We start from the raw sequence: 21,966 nt of genomic DNA, 5'->3' as shown, positions 1-21,966 counted from the left end.
ATCGGCAGAATGTGCAGCCCGAGGGCTATAATTTTATTACCTGCTTGTACTTAAGCATGATCTTGATCGTCTCGATCACGTCGATAATCCCGATGTTCGATTTGTGAATCTTCATCTGGGTTTTAAACGCGGTTTTCTTCTTTTTAAGTTCATTCATATTCTTAAGAAAATCCACGTAAGCCTGCGCTTTATAGAGTTGAAGAGTCAGGATACTTGGTAACACATCGCATAATATCACCTGAATATGATAAAGGTTCAGGTCAACTCCGTGCAGGTGCAGATGGTGCATGTAGTAACGGTTCCTGAAATAAATCCTCTTTACGGAATAGATATCCTTATGTCCCTTGGTAGTGGCTGAAACCTCGTGACGGCAAACCGCATTGTGCTCGTAGTAGCATTTCCAGCCCAGTCTCCAGGCACGGATCGACATTTCCTGGTCCTCTCCGTAATACGGATTGAACATCTCATTGAACCCATTGATGGCTTTCAGCTTCCTTGTATCCATCAGTGCTATCGCGCCGGAAAGATAGAAAGTAGGGGTAAGTGTGTCAGAGTCTTTGAGATAGAAAAAATTGCTTGGCTTGATCTTTCTGCCCAGAATTTTAGGCGATCTGGCAGCATCCAGAATATTATCGTCGTCCATTCCGATGATCCGGCCCATGACACCAAAGGTATCTTCCAGCTCAAAGTATTTATATAATTTTTCAAAATAACCCTCTTCAAGCGTTACATCTGTATTCAAAAGGAAGATCAGATCGTTGGTCGCTTGTTCAATACCCAGATTGCAGGTCTGGGCAAACCCCGAATTTTTCTCCTTTCTTAAAATGGTAACGGTGTCGCCATAGTGTTGTTCAAGATAGGCAACCGAACCGTCCGTAGAAGCATCGTCGACCACGATGATCTGTACTTTTGTCCCAAGGCTGTTGAGAATTTTATAATTAGTGCCGAAGTATTTTTCGAATAAATGTTGGCCGTTATAGTTTGGTATTACAACAGAAATACTTTTCATCAATTATTCATTTTAAGTGTAGAGTATATAGTGTTACCAATAGCTCTAGGTTTTTAGTTAATTATAATTTTGAAGGGTGAATGAAAGTAGATAGCCTTTCAAACGCCGGATTTTTATGTTTCATTGTCCTTCAGCAATCTGTTGCTGTTGGCGTATAAAATAATTGAACCATTTATTCCTGGATCCGCTTGCTCTGAATCGTGTATATACGCTTTACATTAAACCGGTTAATTCTTTTTTGCTAACCGAAAAACATATTTGACTCTAAGGGCGCCCGCCAGCGTTTCCCGAATTATTTTTTTAGTGAAGAGGGGGGGATAAATAAATTTTGAAGCTTCTAAGTCTGATTTTGATTTGTAGCGCCGACCATTCCTGTATATTCCCAAAACTTTGTTCTTTTAGTACCATTGCTTGTTATTATACCAGTAATATTCGGGCTGTGTTGCAAACAAGTTAAATTTTTCAATAATTCAGTCATTCCAGTATTATTAATGATTTTGTGGTTCGATGGTGTCAAATCCTTCATCAGGCCTTGCATTATACGACTCCCAGAATGAAAAAATGGTTGGAAGTGAGGGGGATGAATTTGTGGGAAAAACTCCTGATCAGTACCTGAGTCGATCGGAAGTCCTTCATATTCATCTATAACGGATTTCTTTTGGGTAAAAAAAATACATCGATGAGAAAAAAAATACTCACTCAGCCGATTATAATTTTTCCGTGCAGAATGTTTTTATGCGGGTAAATTAAGGTACGGACTATCCAACTTTTTATTGCCGGTGTTTGTTGGTAGTTTTAGTATATCAATCCTAAGCGAAAGATTGCATTGAACCTTTGAAAATCTAATGTTACCAAAAGTGCTGAGCGATAAATTAAGGATGACTGCATTGGAACCGGGCGAAACTGTTCCCGTGACTACCTACAAAGCTGCCCGTGCGGTGGCAGGGCTTGTGCAGAAGCATTTCGAACGTCACCACGCTTCTGTTGCCAAGCATTATGATCAGGAACTTGCGCCTCTGCCCGATGCGAAAATCATAGAGACGATCATAGATACAACCTTCTGGGCCAGCCTCAGAAGAGAGGAGGGAAGATCCCCGAAAATATCACTCGCCTACCTTTCTCCGGAAAATGCCTCTTATCCGCTCATTTTTGGGGAAAAACTTGCGCTGACAACCAATAACCTTACCAAACTGGCTCCTGCCGTTGAACGCTCAGGCATTCACCTGGGCGTCTGGAGGTATGGGGATGAGCTCTGCATCTGGGGTACCACCCGGGTGATTCCCGGCCTTTGTTTTGTATTGGAGGTGATTGAGCCGGGGATGCTGGTGATCAAACACCGGAGGGTGGATGGTTTCGGCAAATTTGTGAACGTAGCCGTTCTTAAGGGTGATCAGATAAAAGTTGTGGACGAAGAAAGCGGAAAAGTGCGTGACTGTCCTTCGGTGATCAATTCAATGATCGGCTTTACCTCATCTTCTTTGTGGAGCGATTCGCTTAACCTGCTCGTGCAGCTCGCAGTATCTATGAGAAGTCACGAACGTGGCGGGATATTGCTGGTAGTGCCGGACGGGAAGGAGCGATGGAGAGAATCTATCATTCACCCCATTACCTATAATGTATACCCGGCGTTCTCGGAACTGGCGGAACTCCATCGGAAATACGTCGACGAACATAACCCTATTACGTGGCAGGGCCAGTTGCAGTCGGCAATCCATAACCTCGCGGGGCTCACTGCAGTGGATGGCGCAACGATCATCAACGATCAGTATGAGCTGCTGGCGTTTGGGGCCAAAATCGGACGGGCGCCGGGCGGTGCGCCGGTGGAGGAAATGCTGGTGACCGAGCCGATCATCGGGAATAAAGGCATGGTGGTGCATCCGGTGCAGAACGGGGGGACCCGGCATTTGGCTGCCGCCCAGTTTGTACATGACCAGCACGATGCCATTGCGCTGGTAGCTTCTCAGGATGGCAGGTTTACGATCTTTTCGTGGTCGCCTTGTGAAGGAAAGGTGCAGGCACACAGGGTAGATGCCTTATTGCTGTAAACTCAGGGAAATAATTCGAGCTGTTCGGGATTTCTTGGCTTTTTGGCTTTTGTTTCCGGTTCTCCGAAATTAGACAGCGAAATGCCCAAGAGCCGCACGGTTTTTTCTTCCATGTCGACTTTTTCAAGCAGTCGTTTTGCTGTCTCTGTGATGGTATCGAAGTCACCGACAGGTTTTGAAAAAGAATGATTACGTGTGATCTGGGTAAAATCACTGTATTTGATTTTCAGGGTAACTGTGCGGCCTTTCAGCTGATTTTTCTGAAGTTTGTTAAAAACTGTCAGACCAATTTTGTCCAGTTCCTTGTGCATTTCTTCAATATTTTCCAGATCGTACATAAATGTATCCTCAGCACCCAGAGACTTGGTCTCACGGTGTACCTGTACTTCACGTTCGTCGATACCCCGGACAATATTATAAAAGAAATGCCCTGTTTTCCCAAAATGCTTCACCAGCTCGTTTTCGGATAATTTCCTTAAATCCGCGCCGGTATACAGTTGCATGTTTTTCATTTTATCGGCAGTTACTTTTCCAACTCCGTAAAATTTCTCGACAGGCAGTTCATTGATAAACGATTCAACTTTGGAAGGACCGATAAAAGTAAGCCCGTTTGGTTTGTTGATATCTGATGCGATTTTCGCTACAAATTTGTTGACTGATACCCCGGCAGAAGCTGTCAGGTTTAGCTCCGTTTTGATCGCATTTTTGATCTGTGTAGCAATTTCGAGTGCAGAGCCGATCTTTTGTTTATCCTCCGTCACATCCAAAAAAGCCTCGTCCAATGAAAGCGGCTCAATGATATCTGTATATCTTGAAAAAATCTCGCGGATGCTTCTTGAAACAGCCTTATAGACTTCGAACCTGGGAAATACAAAAATGATTTCCGGACAAAGCTGCATGGCTTTCCGGGAAGACATAGCCGATCTGACGCCAAATTTCCTCGCCTCATAACTCGCTGTGGCTACCACGCCTCGGCCGGTGGGAGATCCGCCCACCGCGAGCGGTTTTCCCCGGTATTCGGGAAAGTCGCGCTGCTCTACGGATGCATAAAAAGCATCCATATCTATATGAATGATTTTGCGCACGGGTGAAACGGTTATTGGTTGCATAAACTGGTTTTCCGGGCTTTCCGGCGAAATAGTACGGCAGGAAACTAAACAATTAAAATCGGCAATCAGGTTCATAAGGGCTACCAGGCATTTCTCAATCAATTAAAAATTAATTAAATACGCAAGACTTCGCATCAAATGGTACCCTTTTTTCGTAGTTGCTAGTAAATCCTGCGACAGCGTACTGTGGGAAACCATCAACTTGCACAAAATTGGTATAATGCGGAATATTCTACCTCCTGTCAAATATGTTCTGGCCTGCGTGGTCACTGTTTTTTTATCCCTCCGTCTTTCTGCTCAGGACCGGTGCGGAACGATGGATTTACTTAATAAAAAGTTTACGGAACAGCCAACCCTGAAGATCATGTTCGATCAGCGGGAAACACGGCTCAGGCAGATTATCGAGGAAAGAGCACGGGCCGGGAAATCGCTCAGGACCCATGCGCAGATAACCATCCCGGTTGTTTTTCATGTGGTGCTCGGCAACCAGTCGCTGGTATCGGACAGGCAGATTATGGCACAGCTTGATACACTTAATAAGGATTATGCAGGCCTGAACGGAAAAAACAGCAGGATTCCAGCCGCGTTTCAGGCGGTATACGGGCAATCGGGCATACAATTCTGCCTGGCGCAACGTACACCTCAAGACGCTCCATCAACGGGCATCGTTCGCTATCAGACCAACCGGTCGTCGTTTGATTTCAGCAGCAATCTTGTAAAGCATGCTGAATCGGGCGGAGCAGATGCCTGGGACTCTGACAAATATCTTAATATCTGGATCTGCGACCTCTCCGGCAGTACCCTGGGTTACGCTACTTTCCCGGACGACGGGGTCAAAGACGAGCAGGGGGTCGCTGTGGATTATGCAAGTTTACCGGGTGGAAGTGCTGCTGGTTTTAATTATGGAAAAACGCTGACACACGAAGTCGGGCACTATTTCAATCTGTACCATATCTGGGGCGATGACGGCACTTCCTGTTCGGGATCTGATGGCGTAGCGGATACCCCCAATCAAAGCGGAAACACTACTTCATGCAGGACAGGAATAGTAACTGATAATTGTTCGCCTGCTTCACCAGGGATTATGTATCAGAATTACATGGATTACACTCCGGACGCATGTCTTTTTATGTTCACGGCTTTGCAGGTGGAGCGAATGCACGCGGCCTTTGATACCTACCGATCTTCATTGAGCCTTTCCAATGCGTGTACCCCGGTCGATCTGAAAAATAAGGATGCTTCCCTGAAAACGATCAGCCAGCCGGAACAGCGGATTTGTACCAATACCATTGTGCCGCAGTTTACTTTGGTCAATAAAGGCATTGAAACGCTCACATCCGTAGTTATTCATGCTGTCATTGACGACGGCACAGTAAGGGATTACAACTGGACAGGTTCGCTGGCCACCTATGCGGAAACCGTGGTAACATTGCCTTCGATGACCACTACCGAGGGGAATCATGTATTAAGTGTCTACACCAGCAACCCCAACGGAGCAGCCGACGAGGATATTACCAATGATGCAGTAAACCTCGCTTTCATCTATTATGAACCGTTTGCGGCGCCGGTTTCCGAAGGTTTTGAAAGTCTGTTTCTTCCGCTGGGCTGGGATATCGTGAATGAGGACAGGGGAAATACCTGGGAGAAAACCTCTCAGGCCTCTAAATCCGGCGCTTCATCAGTAAAGATTTCTAATTATGGCAATCAGTCGCTTGGCCAGCACGATGATCTGAGAACACCCACCGTGACAATCGCAGGGGCGGATTCGGCATTTGTTTCTTTCCAGTTAGCTGCGGCGGCTTATAATAACACGTCTGTACAAGGTAACGTTTGGGATACACTGCAGGTGATGATCAGTACGGATTGTGGGGAGACATACACCAGCGTGTATAAAAAATGGGGCGCATCACTGGTAACAAGGGCTCCGGCAACCCGCATTTCGTTTGTACCCGCTCTTAACGAATGGCGGCGGGAGGAAATCAACATCAGTAATTTTATCGGCCAGGGCGAAGTACTTGTCGCATTCAGAAATACCAACGGAAATGAAAATGATATTTTCCTGGATGACATCAATATCAGGACGGTAACTATCAACCCGAATCTGAAAGAGGCAGGTTTTCTGGTCACGCCCAACCCGACGAGCGGAATGATATCGGTGCAGTTTTACCCGCATCCCGACGGCTTGAAATCTGTTTCGGTTTACAATGTACGCGGGCAGAAAGTAGCTGAAAAGGTCACAGGAGGCGAGGTCGGTACAAATATGTATGATTTCGATCTCACATATCATGCCGCCGGGCTTTACATTATCAAGGCGGAATTTGCAGACAGGGTACTTACCAAGAAAATCGTGAAGAACTAGATGAGGAGGTAAGTGCTTGCAAATGAGCCGGTCCGGAGGTGTTTACTTTAGGGCCGGCCCATATTTTTATCAATATCAATGAATTCTTTTCACGATCACTTTGCTGTTGGTTTGAGAAGCAGCAAATTCCCTTGCGTTTTCATTAGGAGGTGAAATGAATATCTGTTTCTTTTTCTTGCCGTCGGTGCTTACCCAGTTGGCAGAATAGATCTCTGGCAGCGTGCCTGAATAAATCGGGTGGTTGTCGGAAAACATGAAAACTTCTTCTTCTTCATAAGCGAGTTCCAGATCGCTTCCTTCTATGACATCACAGATGATTTTTAGTTTACCAAAATCATCGTCGACAAGACCCTTGATCCTGGCTTTCCCGAAAAACGGATCTTCTTCAAAGTCCCAGCGGATATAATATTCAATGACGTTTCCTATCTGAGAATCAATATAGTCGGCGGTCAGCAGTTGTTCCTGGCTCATGGTGGTATTAGTTTCTTTTTCTCCTGATTAACTGGGTACGTTTCAATCCCCGGAGATACTGGGCATTTTGACAAATGTAATCGTAACCGCATTGTTTCCAAAAATAATGACTTCTGTTTCATCAATTTTTGTAAAATAAGCAAATCCACAGGCTGATATTTTTTTAGATCAGGTAACAGGCCATACATATAGGTCTGAGGGTTACCGGGTAAAGTGAGGTATGATTTTTTATTGGCTCAAAAACTAAACTTTTATAAAGGACATGGTCCTGTCACCTAGCCAAGAAGTTATATGCATAAAACTCAACCAACAAGTGAGTATAGGCCGCACACTGGCCTGCTCATATTGCTGAAGAGTGGTTTGTTCCTGATGCTTATTCATGCCGGTGTATATCCCGGTGTTTATGCCCAGAATGTAAAACCAGATTCCACTCAAAGCCCCGGTCAGGAAGCGTTGCCGGTCATCAAGCCTGATTCTTCAAACAAACAGCCAGCTGCCGACACACTTCCCAAGTCACCTGCTACTCCTCCCGCTGACACCGCAACTCCTGCAACAGCAGCTCCTGCCAAACCAACGCAGACCTTTGACCCCCTCGTAAAACCCAGTAATCAAATAGATACTTTAAGCAAACCCAATGCAACTGCGCCGGGTAATGTTGCCAGGCCGGATAGCACAGTTACCAGCCCTGACAGTCTCAGCGTACCGGCGAACGGCGCGAACAACACAGTTCCCGGGCAGGCGGCGCAGCAGACTGTTACCGATTCCGCAAATGTAGCGACCGGAGCCAATGCCACAGCAGATCCAGGCCCCGGAGCAAGATCAGTAAAGGGTGTCGTAGTAGATGAAAACGGTACCGGTATGCCTGGTGTATCTGTTTTGGTAAAAAACACTAAAATACAGGCTGTTACAAATACGGACGGTACCTTTGAAATGAAAGTTCCTGCCCAGGGAGGTATCCTGGTGTACAGTTTTGTAGGTTTTACTACCCGTGAGGTGCCGGTACGGCGGCAGTCGCAATTCAATGTACAGCTTGTTCCTGAAACCAAGGCTTTGAAGGAAGTCGTCGTGGTAGGATATGGCGCTCAGAGTAAAAAGGACTTGGCGAGCTCAACTTCAAGGGTTTCAGCCACCGAGTATAAGTCGGCTGTGATCAATACCGTAGATCAGGCACTGCAAGGCCGGACCACTGGAGTACAGGTGGTTGAAACATCCGGGGAGCCCGGGGCGGCCTCGGTGGTACGTATCAGGGGGAATAACTCACTGAGCGGGAACAATGAGCCTTTGTATGTGATCGATGGCTTCCCTATGCCCGCATACCGGGAGGCTGGGGCTAACTTTTCTGGTGCATATTCTCAAAACGGCCTTTACGGGATCAATCCCAATGATATCGAGAGCATGGAGATTTTGAAGGACGCTTCGGCCACTGCGATCTACGGTTCGCGGGGAGCAAACGGTGTCGTTCTGATCACAACCAAAGCAGGGAAAAGAGGAACCGGCAGGGTAGAGCTGGTGAACAAAACCTCGATTGGAACAGTTTCCAATCCGATCCGGATGATGAACTCCCGACAGTATGCGCAGGTTATCAACGAGAGTTATACACTTACCGACAGGCAGCCCCCGTTCGAGAACCTCGACAGCACATTGACCAACACAGATTGGGTGGACGCCATTACGCAGCAGAGTTTTCGGGAGGATATCACGCTCAGTCTTTCCGGCGGAAGCCCAAAGTCTTCTTATTATATATCCGGCAACTACCTGAGCGAGAAGGGGACCATCATCAATTCAAATAACAATCGCGGGAGTATCAGGGTTAATCTTAATAACGAAATCAACGATTGGTATACTGTTAAAGGACAGCTTGCGCTGACCAGGCAGAAATCCAATCGGGCGGTAACGGCTTCGCGGGCATGGCCGAGCTCGGGCGGGCTGATGGACGGTCTCCGTGCCGCGCCTACGCTGCCGATTGATTACCTGGGCAACAACAGCCTCGGGATTCCCAATTATCAGGGTTATTATTTCTCGAACCCTTACAATGAGCTGATGGCCAAAACCGACGTGACACAAAATGATTATTCGATTATCAATATCGAGAATTATTTCAGGATCGTGGATGGGTTGCAGCTGGTGATCAGTTTGGGCGGAAACCAGAATCTGACCCGCAGAAAGGTATTTTTGCCGCCATCCACAGCAGAGGGGAATCCGGTGAAAGGCCGTGGCAGCAACAATACGTCCAATACCTACAGCTATAATGTCAACGCCTATTTCCAGTATGAAAAGACATTCAGGAAAAACCACTATCTGAATACAACTTTGGGTGTGGAATATAACGACCAGTCTGTTGAATTCGTCAACACCAATTATTCCGGTTTTGATGTGCCGTTTTTTGGGGTGGATAACATTGGCAGCGGGCAGTCGCAGGCAATTGGATCATTCAAGGAAAAACGAATACTTCAGTCGGGTTTTCTGCGCGCTAATTATTCTTTTAAAGGACGGTATGTGCTGAATACTTCGGTTCGTATGGATGGAGCTTCAGCTTTTGCTGCGAATAAAAAATACGGGATATTCCCTTCGGTAGCTCTTGCCTGGAACCTGGAAGAGGAAGAATTCATGAAAGGTGTGAAGTTCATTTCCAATACCAAGCTACGGGCATCTTATGGTGAAACCGGAAACCAATCAATCGGACCCTATTCGTCACTATCGCAATACAGCAGTGGCTTTTATGAAATGGGGCCGGGTGGAAACGGTGTTATTTCAACCGGCATTTATCCCAATACCATTGCCAATCCGAATCTTTCATGGGAACGGACACGCCAGTTCAATGCGGGTGCTGATTTCAATACCGCCAAAGACCGTCTGATCATCAGTTTTGATTATTATGACAAATTAACATCCGATCTTCTTCAGCCGCGTCAGGTTCCTACCCAGGCAGGTGTCGGCACTATCATAGACAACTATGGTACAATGCGAAACCGGGGTGTTGAGCTGAGTATTCAGGGGAACATCATACAAAAGAAAAACGTGACTTTTTCATCCCGGATCAATGTTTCAAGGAACCTGAACACGCTTGTCGACCTGGGCGAAAGAACGCAGTCGGATTATGTGACGATCAACGGGAACCTGCTTGGCGGCGTGTCGGGTATTCTCACACCAGGGCAGGAAGTAGGTCGGTTTTTCGGGTACCGGGTGGCCGGCCTGACGCAGACTACCGACTTTGACACGGACGGAAACCCGACATTCGCGACCTTCGAAGGGCCGCGCCCGCCGGGTTCCAAGGGAACGCCGGTTTATGGTTCCTGGATTTATGAGGACGTCAACGGGGATAACATTATCAATGATAACGACCGCGTGGTACTGGGCAAATCGACCCCTGATTTTACGTTTGGGTGGAGCAATGACCTTACCTGGCGGAATTTTGCGGTCAATGCACTTTTTACAGGATCCGTCGGTAATGATGTACTGAACCTTACCAGCTTCTACATCAACAACGGCGTGGTGGATTACGGCGGCGTAGGATTTAACCAGTCGGAAGAATGGTTCAATAAACGGTATACAGAGTCGAATGTTCACAACAATCCGAAATACCCGGGAATTCAGAGAGGCATTGCTTCCGGTGATATTAACTCGACGATGCTGGAAGACGGCAGTTTTGTAAGGTTGAAAATGCTGAGCTTGTCCTATACTTTTCCAAAACTCGGCCCGATCCAGAACCCGCGACTCTTCGTGACCGGTACGAATCTCTGGACACTGACGAAATACACAGGATTTGATCCCGAAGTAAGCTCTTATGCGCAATCGCTTCTGCAACAGGGGATTGATTACGGAGCTTATCCGACCCAGCGTTCGTATACCATCGGTTTTTCCTGCAATTTTTAATCCGCAAAAATATGAGATACCAAATAACGGCAATCGCAGTGCTCCTGATGCTGAGTATTGTTGCTTGCAAAGACAACCTGGAAGAATCGCCGTATTCGTCCCTGAGCAAGGAGGTTGTTTTCAAAGACGAGGACGGCCTTAACCAGGCCACTATCGGTGTATACCATGCCTGGACAGCACCGGATTTTTCAGATATTACCAACCGGTTTATCCTGACCGAATCGGGGCACAGGTATGCGACGGCAGGAATATTGGGGTCTGGCTCTGATCCGTATTACCGGTTTGGCCACGTGGCTACTTCCGGCGCTTTTGCTTCGGTGTGGGCGCGGTTTTATAAAATTATTTTGAGGGCTAATACGGTAATTGCGAACGCAAAGATGGCTGTGCCGGGCGAGGAGGAAGAGGCAGATCCATACATCGCAGAAGCACGTTTTCTAAGAGCTTATGCGTACTTCAATCTGGTTCGCCTGTTTGGTGAGGTGCCGCTTTTGCTGGACGAGATCAAGTCGCTGGATGATACGGGGCTTATTTTCGCACCAAGATCGCTGCCGCTGGCCGTCTATGAAGCCATTATAGCCGACCTGACGTTCGCAGAGGCCAACCTTCCCGATTCCAGGGGCGGGGCGGAACTGGGACGTGTGTCTGCCGGTACCGCCAAAGCGATGCTTGGAAAAGTATATCTCACCATGGCGGGCAAGCCTCTGAGCCTGACTGCGAACTACCAGAAAGCGGTGGATAAGTTAAGCGAACTGGTCGGGCCGGTGAACGAAGAAAAGTACGATTTTGAGCTCCTGCCGGTATTTTCGGATGTATGGTCATTGACCAATGAGCGAAACAGGGAAATCGTGCTTTCGTTCGGGTATTTTGTCAACTCTTCCAATCCCAACGGAAATATCCTTCCTTTCAACCTCTTTCCTTCCGGGCTGGTGAATGGGGACGAACAAACCAATTACGGCCTGACCTATGATTTTTACAAACTGTTTGAAAAAACCGATGTAAGGAGGGGTTTCACATTGGTGGAAAAATATGTTTTTCAGGGTGGTGCGCGAGCCGGTGCGGAACCGGGCGACAGCATCATATATAATCCGACACTGGGAAATTACATTAATAAAAGAACCAATGCTTCTCTTGGACATGATGATTTTAAATATGGGATCGCTTACGGAAAACTGGCCAGGGTAGCACGGCCTGCCGGTGCGGCTATTCAGGGTTATAGTTCGGATTTAATCGAAATGCGATTTCCCGATGTACTGTTGAGCCTTGCCGAAGCATTGGTAGAAACCGGAAAAACAGCCGAAGCGCTGCCGCTTCTGAACCGCGTACGCGCCAGGGCCAAGGCTACTGCTTCCAAAGCGGCTACCGTGGCGGATCTTCGTGCTGCTATACGTAAAGAAAGGCGGCTGGAACTTACAGGCGAAATGACCACCGTTTTCGATATACGCAGGTGGGGAACGCTTTCTGAGGAAATAGCAGCCATGTCGGATGATCAGATTGTGGACAATGTGGTGCTGCCCTATACGCCCAAGCTCGAACTGTATCCGGTACCTCAATCCCAGATTGACGCCAATCCCAACCTGAGCCAGAACGAAGGCTGGTAGATTATCTTTTGACTTGCCAGGCCTCTCCGGCTTGGCAAGTCTGTAATTCCATGCTACTTTTGTTGCCTCAACAAATAGTTTTATGGAAGCTTCCTGGAAGTACAGAAAAGCTGCTCTGGCCCTTATCTTCGCAACGGCATTTTTGTCTTCCTGCAACCGCCGCCTGTCTGTTACGAAAAGCGAATACACCCAATATGGTATTGACGCGGGAACGGAACAGGATTCTTCCGCTATCCGGTTTTATCTTCCCTATAAACAGAAAATGGAGGCTGAAATGAGCCGGGTGATCGGGCAGACCGAAGAGGCTCTGACCAAACCGTCCGAACCTGAAACGCTGATGGGCAATTACTTTGCCGACGCCATGTTGACAGAAGGCCGTAAGAAAGAACCGGCAGCCCAGTTTACATTAGCAACCAAAGGAGGTTTGCGTACGACATTTCCAAAAGGAAATATTACGGTTTCCAACGTTTTCGAACTGATGCCTTTTGAAAATGAGGTGGTTATATTGAAATTGTCAGGTGAAAATGTACAGAAACTAATTGATTTCATTGCGCTGAAAAACGGACAGCCTGTATCCGGGATCAGGATGAAAATCAGAGATAACAAGGCTTATGAAGTGACTATTGCAGGCGAGCCGTTCGATAGCCAAAAAACCTACAATTTGCTGACCTACGACTACCTCGCAGATGGGGGAGATGAATTAAGCTTCCTTAGCAATCCTATTGAAAGAAGGGATGTGGGAATAAAAGTGAGGGAAGCTATTCTTGAAAATATTAACGACCTGACCAGTCAGGGTAAAAAAATAACTGCTCAGCTCGATGGAAGAATTGTCATTGTTAAAGACTGACCGCAGAGGTTTTCTTAAACGCGGCGCCGGAGCGGCGGCGGCTTTTGCATGGAGTACTACACCGTTTTCGGCTTTCGCGGGGGATTCTGTCGTTCAGCTGACGATTTTACGTACCAATGACGTACACAGCCGCGTCGAGCCTTTTCCGATGGACGGTTCCCGGAACCAGGGTATGGGCGGTGTTGCCAGGCGGGCCGCATTGATCAAAAAGATCAGGGCAGAGCAACCAAATGTGCTTTTGTTTGATGCAGGGGATATTTTTCAGGGAACTCCCTATTTTAATTTATACGGAGGAGAAGTGGAAATGAGGCTCATGAGCGATATGGGCTATGACGCCGGAACGCTGGGCAACCATGATTTTGACAATGGTGTCGCAGGTTTTCTAAGACAAATGCCCCATGCAAATTTCCCTTTTCTCATTGCCAATTACGATTTTAATAATACTGAATTAAAAGGCAAAACGCAGCCTTATAAGATTTTTAAAAAACAGGGGATCAAAGTAGGCGTTTTCGGGCTGGGAATTGAGCTGGACGGACTGGTCAATAAGAAAAATTATGGAGACACAGTTTATCTCGATCCTGTATCCAAGGCCAACGAAATGGCTGTTTTATTAAAAAACGAACACCATTGCGATCTGGTGGTCTGCCTTTCCCACCTGGGTTACAAATATCGCGAAAACAAGGTTTCGGACGTTGTACTTGCCCAATCCACAAGGCATATTGATCTGATCATCGGCGGGCATACCCACACGTTTATGAAACTTCCAGAAAATATCATGAACCTCGATGGTAAAGTAACCGTCGTGAATCAGGTTGGTTTTGCGGGCATTAACCTGGGGCGCCTTGATTTTTTCTTTGAAAAAGGATCGCCGGACAAGAAAATGAGCGCCGCAGTATATCCGGTTCATAGTTCCGGACTGGGGTAAAGGGTATTTTCTTTTTATTCGTAATGTAAAAATTGCTGCCGGATTTTTTCCTCTTCCAGATCCAGCAGAGCCAGATGCGTGCGGATCAGCTCTTCATCAAACATTTCCTTTTTATTGAATTTGTGCAGCAAGGCCCGCTTGTTGTCGAGCATTTCTTTGGTTATAGCCTGATATTTTTCAACATACTTTACACCTGAATCGACAATGTCCGGTTCCTGAACGTGATTTAGGAAACCGATATCACTTTCCAGCTTGAACTTCAGACTTTGCAGCAGTTCGTTTCTGGATACTTCATCTTTATATTTTGTATCAATCAGCTTCAATGATTCATCCGCGAGTTTCCGGCGGATCATGACGTCCTGTTCCGGGTGAGAAACAGTGTAATCCCTTTCTGCAAGCTTCATCCATTTGATCACCATTGGTAAGGTAAGCCCCTGAAAAACAAGGGTGACGAGTATGACCACAAATGTGATGAACAGGATAAGATTGCGCTGCGGAAATGCCTGGCCATTGTCCAGCATGAGCGGAATGGATAACGCCGACGCCAGGGAGACCACACCCCGCATGCCCGTCCACCCAAATACCAGTGGCATCCGCCAACCCGGACGACTGTCGGCCGTGGTAATTACGTTGCTGATCACCACTGTAAAAAGGGACGCGCCCAGTGTACTCGCGATCCTCGTCACAATAACCACCAGTGAGATGATCAGACCGTATTTGATTGCGTCAAATAGTGAATTGTCGCCCAGCTGGTCGACGATAACCGGCAGTTCCAGCCCGATCAGCATGAAAACCAGTCCGTTAAAAACAAAACCGACCGTCGCCCAGACATTTACACCCTGTATCCTGCTAAGGTGGCTGAGGATATTTTGTCTATGGTAGGAGAGAAAAAGTCCGCCGGTCACTACGGCTATCACACCCGAAAAATGAAATTGTTCTGCCGCGATGTACATAGTATACGGAGCAACCAAAGTAAGAATGGTGTCAATACTTGGTGTAGTGGGAAACCAGCGATGAATTGCATAAAAGATCAGTGCAATGGCGAGCCCGGTAACCACACCCATTGTGATCACCAGAAAAAAACTACCGACGGCATCGGAAAAAGCAAATGTGCCGGTGGTCACGGCAGCGACTGCAAACCGGAACACAATAAGGCTGGAGGCATCATTGAGCAAACTTTCGCCTTCAAGAATGGTGACCAGCCGTTTGGGTACTTTCACATCTTTGAGGATGGATGTCGCTGCCACGGCATCGGGCGGCGAGATAATACCGCCGAGCAGAAAACCCAGTGGCAAGGTAAAGCCGGGGATTATTGAGCTGGACACATAGGCGATTACGCAGGATGTAAGGATCACAATGATAAAAGCGAAGGACCCGATTACCCTGCGCCATTTATAGAAGTCTTTCCAGGATGTCTGCCAGGCTGCCTCGTACAAAAGAGGAGGCAAAAAGATCAGGAAGATCAATTCAGGGTCAATGGAAACGGAAGGAAGACCGGGGACGAAGCTCAGCGCAAGACCGCCGATCACCAGGATGATAGGATAGGAGATCCTGATCCGCTGAGCGAGCATCACCAGGAATAAAATAACAATGATCAGAGACAAATACAGGATAACAGAATGATGCATAAAGGATGTTTCGGGACTGGTAATTATCTGATATACAATTTGATGCCATTGTTAGATTTTAGTACTATCTGCGGATGCAGCCTCACATGATGCGCCGGGTCAACCTCGAACGTAAACCTTTTCAGCAGAGCTGCCAGTATCAGCTGCATCTCCATCATTGCGAACTGCTGACCGATGCATACCCTGGGGCCAGCTCCAAAAGGCAGATAACCGAATTTTGTACGCGTTTTCGCTTTCTCGGGACTGAAGTTGTCCGGGTCAAACGCCAGGGGATTCTCCCATATATTGGGATTACGATGCAATTCAAAAACGGATAAAAACATAGACATTCCTTTTGGCACCCGTAAACCTTCAATCTCATCCTCGTCGATGGCTTCCCGCGTCATGGTCCAGGCGGGCGGGTAGAGCCGCAGCCCTTCTTCCACAACCTCCCGGGTGTAAGGCATTTGCATCAAGTGCTCAAACGAAGGGACTGTATCAAAAATCTCACTTTCCCGCCGGATTTTTGATACCATATCAGGTTGGCTCGCCAGTTCCAGCAAGAGCCAGCTTAGCCCGGTCGCAGAAGTTTCGTGACCTGCGGCGAACATGGTAATGGCTTCATCGCGGATCTGCTGATCGTTCATTTGTTCGCCGGTCAGCTCGTCGGTACTGTCCAGAAGCAGCTGTAAAAGATCGTTGGGCTGCTCACCAGAAACTCGCCTTTGGTGTATAAAATCAAAAACCAATTTGTTAAAATAAGCCAGATCAGTTTGAAAACGCCGGTTTTCACCATTTACAGCCATCAACGGAATCCGATAGGGGCGGCGCACACGGGTAACAAGGTATTTCTGCGTCCTGCTGACTTGCTGATATATTTGGGCTTTGTCTTCATGGGTCATATTTCCGAACAGCGTTTTGAGAGCGATATCGGACGTAATGCCCATCATTTTGGCATCAATATCGACAGCACTTTTGCCCCGGAACTGCTCCATTTCATCCAGAAACCGGCGGGTCAATTGGCCCATTGTCAAAAACAACTCCTGCAATCTTTCGCGATGGAAGGCCGGCTGAACCAGCCGACGCTGACGCAACCAAAAATCCCCGTCACTGGTTACCAGCCCGTTGCCGAGTACAGGACGCAGCATTTTCGATGAATTCCCTTTTTTGTAATTCCTGTTGTTTTGCTGCAGAACATGTCTGAAAAAAGCCGGGTCCCGGCTCACCGTGAATTCCCTGAAAAGTTTCAGTTTGAAAGTATCACCGCAGGTTTCAAACCCTTCATGCAAAAACCGCAATGGATCCCCGGCAAACTTGAAAGGACTCAGCAGGTTGAATTTTCCAATCTTGAAGGAAGGAATGTCGCGCATGTTCGTGAAAATGGTGAGATTTAATGCAAGTAAACCATAAGGTCGTTTAAATAGAAATCGAACGAAGAAAATAGCGGACTAGCATTGAGAGAATCAAAGCCCGAAGGGCTGACATTATTGTAACACGAACACAGCAATATGACTGGAAACCCCGCGCTGGGTGGCATAGTTTGCAGAATGTCACCCTTTCAGGGTTAATCGCGTTGGGTTCAATATCGTTTTTTTAGAATCATGACATCCCTTCGGGATTCTGTTACTGAGTTTCCAGGAGTTTTTTAATACAAAAACGAAAAATGCGCTGCACCTCCGGTTGGAAAGGTACAGCGCACAAACACTGTGATTTTATTTTCGGGGATGCGTGGCAGCGTGTAATGATCTATCCAAGCCCGAAGGGCTGACATTATTGTAACACGAACACAACAATATGACGGGAAACCCCGCGCGGGGTGGCATTGTTTGCAGGATGTCACCCTTTCAGGGCTAACAGCGCTGGGTCCAACATCGTTTTTCTGGAATCATTACATCCCTTCGGGATTCTTTTACTGAGTGTCCAGGAGTTTTTTAATACAAAAACAAAAATGCGCTGCACCTCCGGGTGGGAAGGTACAGCGCACAAACACTGTGAATTTATTTTCGGGATGCGTGGCAGCTCTTACTAATCTATTTTTTTCCTGCAAAAGAACGCAGCATCCAGGTATTTTTTTCTTTGAACTGCATAAACCGGTTGACCATATCATTGGACCCGTCGTCGCCGGCCGTTTCCGTCGCTTCGAGCAGGTTTCTCTCCAGTTCGATCAGCTTTGACATATCATCCAGGATGGCGTCAACCATATCAAGGTCTTTCAGGCCGATGGTATCTATTTCTTTGATAGTCGATTCGTTGATGTAATCCTGAAAGCGGCTGTGCGGCGGCTTGCCCAGGGTCAGTACACGTTCAGCGATCTCATCTATGGTCAACTGGGCATTGGTATATAATTCTTCGAATTTGACGTGCAGCGTAAAAAAGTTCTGTCCTTTGATATTCCAGTGGCAGCCTCTCAGTTTTTGATAATGAATATGGTAATTGGCCAGATAATCATTAAGAAGGTCAACAACAGGTTTTACGTCTTTTTCTTTGAGGCTGATTGCTTTTGCGTCCATAATAGCAAATATTTTTTAATGGTATATTTGAAGGACAAGGTACCAAAATCATACCAGGAAACAAGGTTTCCAGCTCTACACCCTAGGTTTTTAGGCATAATAATTGATCACAATCATAAAAAGAAGAACTGCCTTATGCCATCATCTGTCGTATCAAAAATGCAGTATGATCCGGAGTCGGAGGTGTTGAGGATCGTGTATGTTTCGGGCATGGTTTATGATTACAAAAATGTCCCGCCGGAGGTGTACGAAGCGATGAAGGCTTCGGGCTCCAAGGGGACATTTCTGAACAGGCATATCAAAACAAACTATGAGTTTGAAAAAGTCAGCCTTCGCTAGCAGGATGTTTTAAGCTATTTCACAGTTTTTTTCATTGCAGAACTTCACTTCGCCCGTTTCTTCATTCCTGCATTTTACTTTACCTGTAATTTTGACCATGGATCCTTTTTGTATGGACTCATGGCTCAAAATCTTCCAAACCTGTGAACTGCCTTTGATCCTGACGCGCGTGCCGTCGAAAAATTTCTGTGTACTAGCCATTGAATTTTATAAAGTCGAGGGCCAAAGATAAGGCAGTTCCGATTGATATCATTTCAGGTTACCTTTTTTCATCTCACCAACAGCATGGTCCACTGCCCTTGCCGTGAGCGCCATGTAGGTCAGCGACGGATTTTGGGTCGATGTAGAGGTCATGCATCCGCCGTCGGTCACAAGTACATTGGGAACGTGGTGCAGCTGGTTCCATTTGTTCAGCATCGAAGTTTTTGGGTCTTTACCCATGCGTACACCACCCATTTCATGGTTTTCACTGCCCGGATTACGCATTGTATCCGAAGTTTTAATATTTGTAAAACCCGCCTTGTCCAGCATTTCCGAAAGCTCCGTATAAAAATCCTGGATCATTTTTTTATCATTATCGTCAAAATCGACGTGCATTCTCAGTTGCGGAATTCCCCAGGCGTCTTTCAGTTGTTTGTCCAGCTGCACAAAATTGGTCTCTTTCGGTAAGGTTTCTCCCATCATCTGCGCGCCCATGCTCCATCCGGCGGTTTCCGGGCCGAAAAGGGATTCTTTAAGCGATTCGCCGATCTCATTGATCGGGTTTCCCATTTTGGATGCAGAAAATGAAGCCGCATATCCACGGAGAAAGTCGGTCTCCTGCTTGAAAACATTCCGGAAACGCGGAATGTAGGAGCCATTGGGCCGCCTGCCATCTGTGGTGGAATCGTGGAAGCCGTCATACTCTGCGCTCACTCTTCCGCGGTAATTGTGGAAACCGATATATTTTCCTAACGTGCCGCTATCATTGCCCAGACCGTTTGGAAAGCGGTTTGAAGTGGAGTTCAGCAGGATCAGGTTGGAGTTGATCGCCGACGCATTGATGAAAATGATCTTTGCGTAATACTCAGTCATTTCTTTCGTATTCGCATCGACTACGCGCACACCGGTCGCCTTGTTTTTCTTTTCGTCAAAAATCACAGAATGTACAACCGCATGGGGCTGCAACGTAAGGTTCCCGGTTTTTTCCGCCCAGGGCAAAGTGGACGAATTGGTACTGAAATAGCCGCCGAACGGACAACCCCGCTGGCACATAGTCCGGTGTTGGCATTTGGCACGTCCCTGTTCAGTATGTATCGGCTGCGGATCAGTAATGTGCGCAGCCCTCCCGATGATGATCGGGCGGGTGTTGTTGTAGTTTTTGGCAGTCTGCTGGCTGAAATGCTTTTCAACGCAGCTCATTTCATGGGGTGGGAGAAATTCGCCGTCGGGAAGCTGAGGCAAACCATCTTTGTTTCCCGAAATTCCCGCAAACTTTTCCACGTAACTGTACCAGGGAGCGATATCTGCGTACCGGATAGGCCAGTCCACGCCGAAGCCGTCGCGTGCCGGGCCATCAAAATCATAGTCCGACCACCGCTGCGTTTGCCGTGCCCATAGCAATGATCTTCCGCCTACCTGGTACCCGCGCATCCAGTCAAAAGGCTTGTCTTGTACATAGGGGTGTTGGGCGTCTTTGACCACGAAATGCATGGCGTCCTCCTTGAAAATGTAATGTTTGCTGGCGATAGGATTTTGCTGCCGGATTTCCAGCGAAGGCTGGCCACGGTGCTCAAACTCCCAAGGTTGCATGTTGGCGGTGGGATAGTCGACAATATGCTTCACATCCCGGCCGCGTTCCAGGATCAATGTTTTTAATCCCTTATCCGTCAGCTCTTTTGCAGCCCATCCGCCGCTGATCCCGGTCCCCACCACGATTGCATCAAAAGTTCTTTTTTTGACGGAATCTATATTAAAATGCGACATTCTTTCAATTTGTTCAAGGTGATAAATGTATGCGTCAGATCTATTTTTTCTTCCATAGATTGGGTAGCAGCTTGTAATTCAAAAGGTGCCGCCAGGTCCCCCAGTCGTGGGCACCGTCACCTCCCACGTAATATTCGTGTTTGATACCGTGTTTTTCCAATGCCTCATGCGTGGCGGTCGACCGTTTCCCAATGTTATCCAGTTCCCCGCTGCCCAGTCCCACCAGCAGATAGTCCACTTTTTTCTGGACGTCCGGATCGCTGAAAAATGCGGCATTGAGCTTTTCCGTTTCCAGGTCGCCGGCGCTGAGGATACCAAACGAGCTGAAAAGATCCAGCGCATTCATGCCCACAGCCTGCGTATGACGGCCGCCCATAGAAAGGCCTGCGATGGCCCTGCCTTTTCTGTCGGCAATGGTGCTGTAACGTTTGTCGACATAGGGAACGATCTGTTTGCGCAATTCCGCGTCAAACAGTACATAGGTTTTTTCAAGATGCTGCGGGTCGCTGCGGTGAATGACCTGGTTATTGGGCATAGCGATGATCATAGGGATCATTTTCCCCTCCGCTAGCAGATTGTCGGCTATAAAATTGGCCCGGCCGTCGAGGCCCCAGCCAGATGCAAGTTCTCCGCTGCCACCCAAAAGATAAAGGACGGGATATTTCTTTTTAGGATCGTAACCAGGCGGTGTATAAACGAACATTTCACGCTCGCCATTCAAAACATCGGAATGGTAGATGTGGCGGGTCACATTTCCATGCGGGTTATTTTTGGCATCATAATAGGCAGGTTCACCGCCATGCACGATCACGCTGCTGTAACCAGGCTGATTGGAAGCGCCGGTAAAAGTATTGTTCGGGTCCACAATGCTGACTCCGTCCAGCAGAAAACGGTATACGTAAATATCGGGTTTGACCGGCCCAACTGTCAGCGTCCACACACCGTCACCGCCTTTCTCGAAAGGTATAGCGGCTTTGGATTTTAGTGCGAGCAGGATAGGTCCGCCGGTGAGTTCTACTTTTTTCGCGTCTGGCGCCTTGATCCTGAAAGTAATGGTATGGTTGTCACTGACTTCGGGAGAAATGAGGTTTCCACCATAAGGAACCAGTTTTTCTGTATTTTTCTGAGGATTAAAATCCAGGTTGACATTGGCTTGCTGGGCAACCGAAAAGGAAGATGCTGCCAATACGAAGCAAAAGGTTTGTCTGATCAAATATTGTTTCATGCGCTGCCGAATATGCTGTTGAGTTGGTTCGCATGGTTTTTACTTTCCTGCATTCCGATTTAAAAAGACGTATTGTACTGAACA

General features: G+C 47.3%; 16 protein-coding genes. 7 read left to right on the top strand and 9 right to left on the bottom strand.

The features are described 5' to 3' along the window. Nucleotides 1-25 precede the first annotated feature (25 nt). Nucleotides 26-1,009: a glycosyltransferase family 2 protein gene (locus FBF61_RS00995; RefSeq protein WP_138475303.1), complete on the bottom strand. Its 984-nt coding sequence runs from the start codon at nt 1,007-1,009 to the stop codon at nt 26-28. 845 nt (nt 1,010-1,854) lie between these two features. Between FBF61_RS00995 and FBF61_RS00990 the strand changes: the two genes are divergently transcribed. Beyond that, entirely contained in the window at nt 1,855-3,054 is a 1,200-nt protein-coding gene (locus tag FBF61_RS00990; protein ID WP_229214868.1) for a putative sensor domain DACNV-containing protein, read from the top strand. A gap of 2 nt (nt 3,055-3,056) precedes the next feature. On the opposite strand, the gene dinB is transcribed toward FBF61_RS00990, so the two are convergent. Next, nucleotides 3,057-4,163 (bottom strand): DNA polymerase IV, encoded by a 1,107-nt coding sequence (dinB, locus tag FBF61_RS00985; RefSeq protein WP_138475302.1) that lies wholly within the window; start codon nt 4,161-4,163, stop codon nt 3,057-3,059. Nucleotides 4,164-4,383: 220 nt separating this feature from the next. Between dinB and FBF61_RS00980 the strand changes: the two genes are divergently transcribed. Next, nucleotides 4,384-6,522 carry a M43 family zinc metalloprotease gene (locus FBF61_RS00980; RefSeq protein WP_138475301.1) on the top strand — a complete coding sequence of 713 codons (2,139 nt, stop codon included), beginning with the start codon at nt 4,384-4,386 and terminating at the stop codon, nt 6,520-6,522. A gap of 75 nt (nt 6,523-6,597) precedes the next feature. Here FBF61_RS00980 and FBF61_RS00975 read toward each other — a convergent pair whose 3' ends face one another. Then, nucleotides 6,598-6,993: a hypothetical protein gene (locus tag FBF61_RS00975; RefSeq protein WP_138475300.1), complete on the bottom strand. Its 396-nt coding sequence runs from the start codon at nt 6,991-6,993 to the stop codon at nt 6,598-6,600. Between the two features lie 291 nt (nt 6,994-7,284). On the opposite strand from FBF61_RS00975, the gene FBF61_RS00970 reads away from it, so the two are divergent. The 4 genes from FBF61_RS00970 (at nt 7,285) to FBF61_RS00955 (ending at nt 14,236) form a co-directional block, all read left to right on the top strand. Further along, the gene (locus FBF61_RS00970; RefSeq protein ID WP_138475299.1) at nt 7,285-10,866 is read left to right on the top strand and encodes a SusC/RagA family TonB-linked outer membrane protein; all 3,582 of its coding nucleotides are present in this window, start codon (nt 7,285-7,287) and stop codon (nt 10,864-10,866) included. A gap of 11 nt (nt 10,867-10,877) precedes the next feature. After that, complete coding sequence (locus FBF61_RS00965) at nt 10,878-12,464, top strand: RagB/SusD family nutrient uptake outer membrane protein (protein WP_138475298.1); 1,587 nt, start codon at nt 10,878-10,880, stop codon at nt 12,462-12,464. A gap of 82 nt (nt 12,465-12,546) precedes the next feature. After that, the gene (locus FBF61_RS00960; protein WP_138475297.1) at nt 12,547-13,311 is read left to right on the top strand and encodes a 5'-nucleotidase C-terminal domain-containing protein; all 765 of its coding nucleotides are present in this window, start codon (nt 12,547-12,549) and stop codon (nt 13,309-13,311) included. Beyond that, nucleotides 13,283-14,236 carry a bifunctional metallophosphatase/5'-nucleotidase gene (locus FBF61_RS00955; protein ID WP_138475296.1) on the top strand — a complete coding sequence of 318 codons (954 nt, stop codon included), beginning with the start codon at nt 13,283-13,285 and terminating at the stop codon, nt 14,234-14,236. The genes FBF61_RS00960 and FBF61_RS00955 overlap by 29 nt, the downstream gene beginning before the upstream one ends. 14 nt (nt 14,237-14,250) lie before the next feature. On the opposite strand, the gene FBF61_RS00950 is transcribed toward FBF61_RS00955, so the two are convergent. The 3 genes from FBF61_RS00950 to FBF61_RS00940 all read right to left on the bottom strand — a co-directional run bounded on the left by FBF61_RS00950 (nt 14,251) and on the right by FBF61_RS00940 (nt 18,353). Then, entirely contained in the window at nt 14,251-15,864 is a 1,614-nt protein-coding gene (locus tag FBF61_RS00950; protein ID WP_138475295.1) for a Na+/H+ antiporter, read from the bottom strand. A gap of 23 nt (nt 15,865-15,887) precedes the next feature. Next, a complete protein-coding gene (locus FBF61_RS00945) occupies nt 15,888-17,213 on the bottom strand; it encodes a cytochrome P450 (protein ID WP_138475294.1) in 1,326 nt (441 codons plus the stop codon). A 660-nt stretch (nt 17,214-17,873) separates the two neighbouring features. Further along, nucleotides 17,874-18,353 (bottom strand): Dps family protein, encoded by a 480-nt coding sequence (locus tag FBF61_RS00940; RefSeq protein WP_138475293.1) that lies wholly within the window; start codon nt 18,351-18,353, stop codon nt 17,874-17,876. Nucleotides 18,354-18,488: 135 nt separating this feature from the next. Here FBF61_RS00940 and FBF61_RS00935 point away from each other — a divergent pair, with 135 nt between their 5' ends. Then, nucleotides 18,489-18,692 (top strand): KTSC domain-containing protein, encoded by a 204-nt coding sequence (locus FBF61_RS00935; RefSeq protein ID WP_138475291.1) that lies wholly within the window; start codon nt 18,489-18,491, stop codon nt 18,690-18,692. A 9-nt stretch (nt 18,693-18,701) separates the two neighbouring features. Here the strand turns inward: FBF61_RS00935 and FBF61_RS00930 are convergent, their stop codons facing one another. The 3 genes from FBF61_RS00930 to FBF61_RS00920 are packed head-to-tail and all read right to left on the bottom strand — an operon-like array spanning nt 18,702 to nt 21,882. Continuing rightward, nucleotides 18,702-18,893, bottom strand: coding sequence for a hypothetical protein (locus tag FBF61_RS00930; protein WP_138475289.1), 192 nt, complete (start codon nt 18,891-18,893; stop codon nt 18,702-18,704). Nucleotides 18,894-18,941: 48 nt separating this feature from the next. Then, a complete protein-coding gene (locus tag FBF61_RS00925; RefSeq protein WP_138475287.1) occupies nt 18,942-20,657 on the bottom strand; it encodes a GMC oxidoreductase in 1,716 nt (571 codons plus the stop codon). A 40-nt stretch (nt 20,658-20,697) separates the two neighbouring features. After that, nucleotides 20,698-21,882 carry an alpha/beta hydrolase gene (locus FBF61_RS00920; protein WP_138475285.1) on the bottom strand — a complete coding sequence of 395 codons (1,185 nt, stop codon included), beginning with the start codon at nt 21,880-21,882 and terminating at the stop codon, nt 20,698-20,700. Nucleotides 21,883-21,966: the final 84 nt, after the last annotated feature.

This window comes from Dyadobacter bucti, assembly GCF_005869225.1.
In the GTDB taxonomy this organism is placed as follows: domain Bacteria; phylum Bacteroidota; class Bacteroidia; order Cytophagales; family Spirosomataceae; genus Dyadobacter; species Dyadobacter bucti.
This window is presented reverse-complemented; position numbering and strand designations above follow the sequence as displayed.

Bases quoted from the DNA above. Each gene is read 5' to 3' on its own strand.
- FBF61_RS00955 (WP_138475296.1), top strand. From the start codon at position 13,283: ATGGAAGAATTGTCATTGTTAAAGACTGACCGCAGAGGTTTTCTTAAA.
- FBF61_RS00995 (WP_138475303.1), bottom strand. From the start codon at position 1,009: ATGAAAAGTATTTCTGTTGTAATACCAAACTATAACGGCCAACATTTA.
- FBF61_RS00950 (WP_138475295.1), bottom strand. From the start codon at position 15,864: ATGCATCATTCTGTTATCCTGTATTTGTCTCTGATCATTGTTATTTTA.
- FBF61_RS00980 (WP_138475301.1), top strand. From the start codon at position 4,384: ATGCGGAATATTCTACCTCCTGTCAAATATGTTCTGGCCTGCGTGGTC.
- FBF61_RS00920 (WP_138475285.1), bottom strand. From the start codon at position 21,882: ATGAAACAATATTTGATCAGACAAACCTTTTGCTTCGTATTGGCAGCA.
- dinB (WP_138475302.1), bottom strand. From the start codon at position 4,163: ATGCAACCAATAACCGTTTCACCCGTGCGCAAAATCATTCATATAGAT.
- FBF61_RS00960 (WP_138475297.1), top strand. From the start codon at position 12,547: ATGGAAGCTTCCTGGAAGTACAGAAAAGCTGCTCTGGCCCTTATCTTC.
- FBF61_RS00945 (WP_138475294.1), bottom strand. From the start codon at position 17,213: ATGCGCGACATTCCTTCCTTCAAGATTGGAAAATTCAACCTGCTGAGT.
- FBF61_RS00925 (WP_138475287.1), bottom strand. From the start codon at position 20,657: ATGTCGCATTTTAATATAGATTCCGTCAAAAAAAGAACTTTTGATGCA.
- FBF61_RS00940 (WP_138475293.1), bottom strand. From the start codon at position 18,353: ATGGACGCAAAAGCAATCAGCCTCAAAGAAAAAGACGTAAAACCTGTT.
- FBF61_RS00930 (WP_138475289.1), bottom strand. From the start codon at position 18,893: ATGGCTAGTACACAGAAATTTTTCGACGGCACGCGCGTCAGGATCAAA.
- FBF61_RS00975 (WP_138475300.1), bottom strand. From the start codon at position 6,993: ATGAGCCAGGAACAACTGCTGACCGCCGACTATATTGATTCTCAGATA.
- FBF61_RS00965 (WP_138475298.1), top strand. From the start codon at position 10,878: ATGAGATACCAAATAACGGCAATCGCAGTGCTCCTGATGCTGAGTATT.
- FBF61_RS00970 (WP_138475299.1), top strand. From the start codon at position 7,285: ATGCATAAAACTCAACCAACAAGTGAGTATAGGCCGCACACTGGCCTG.
- FBF61_RS00935 (WP_138475291.1), top strand. From the start codon at position 18,489: ATGCCATCATCTGTCGTATCAAAAATGCAGTATGATCCGGAGTCGGAG.
- FBF61_RS00990 (WP_229214868.1), top strand. From the start codon at position 1,855: ATGTTACCAAAAGTGCTGAGCGATAAATTAAGGATGACTGCATTGGAA.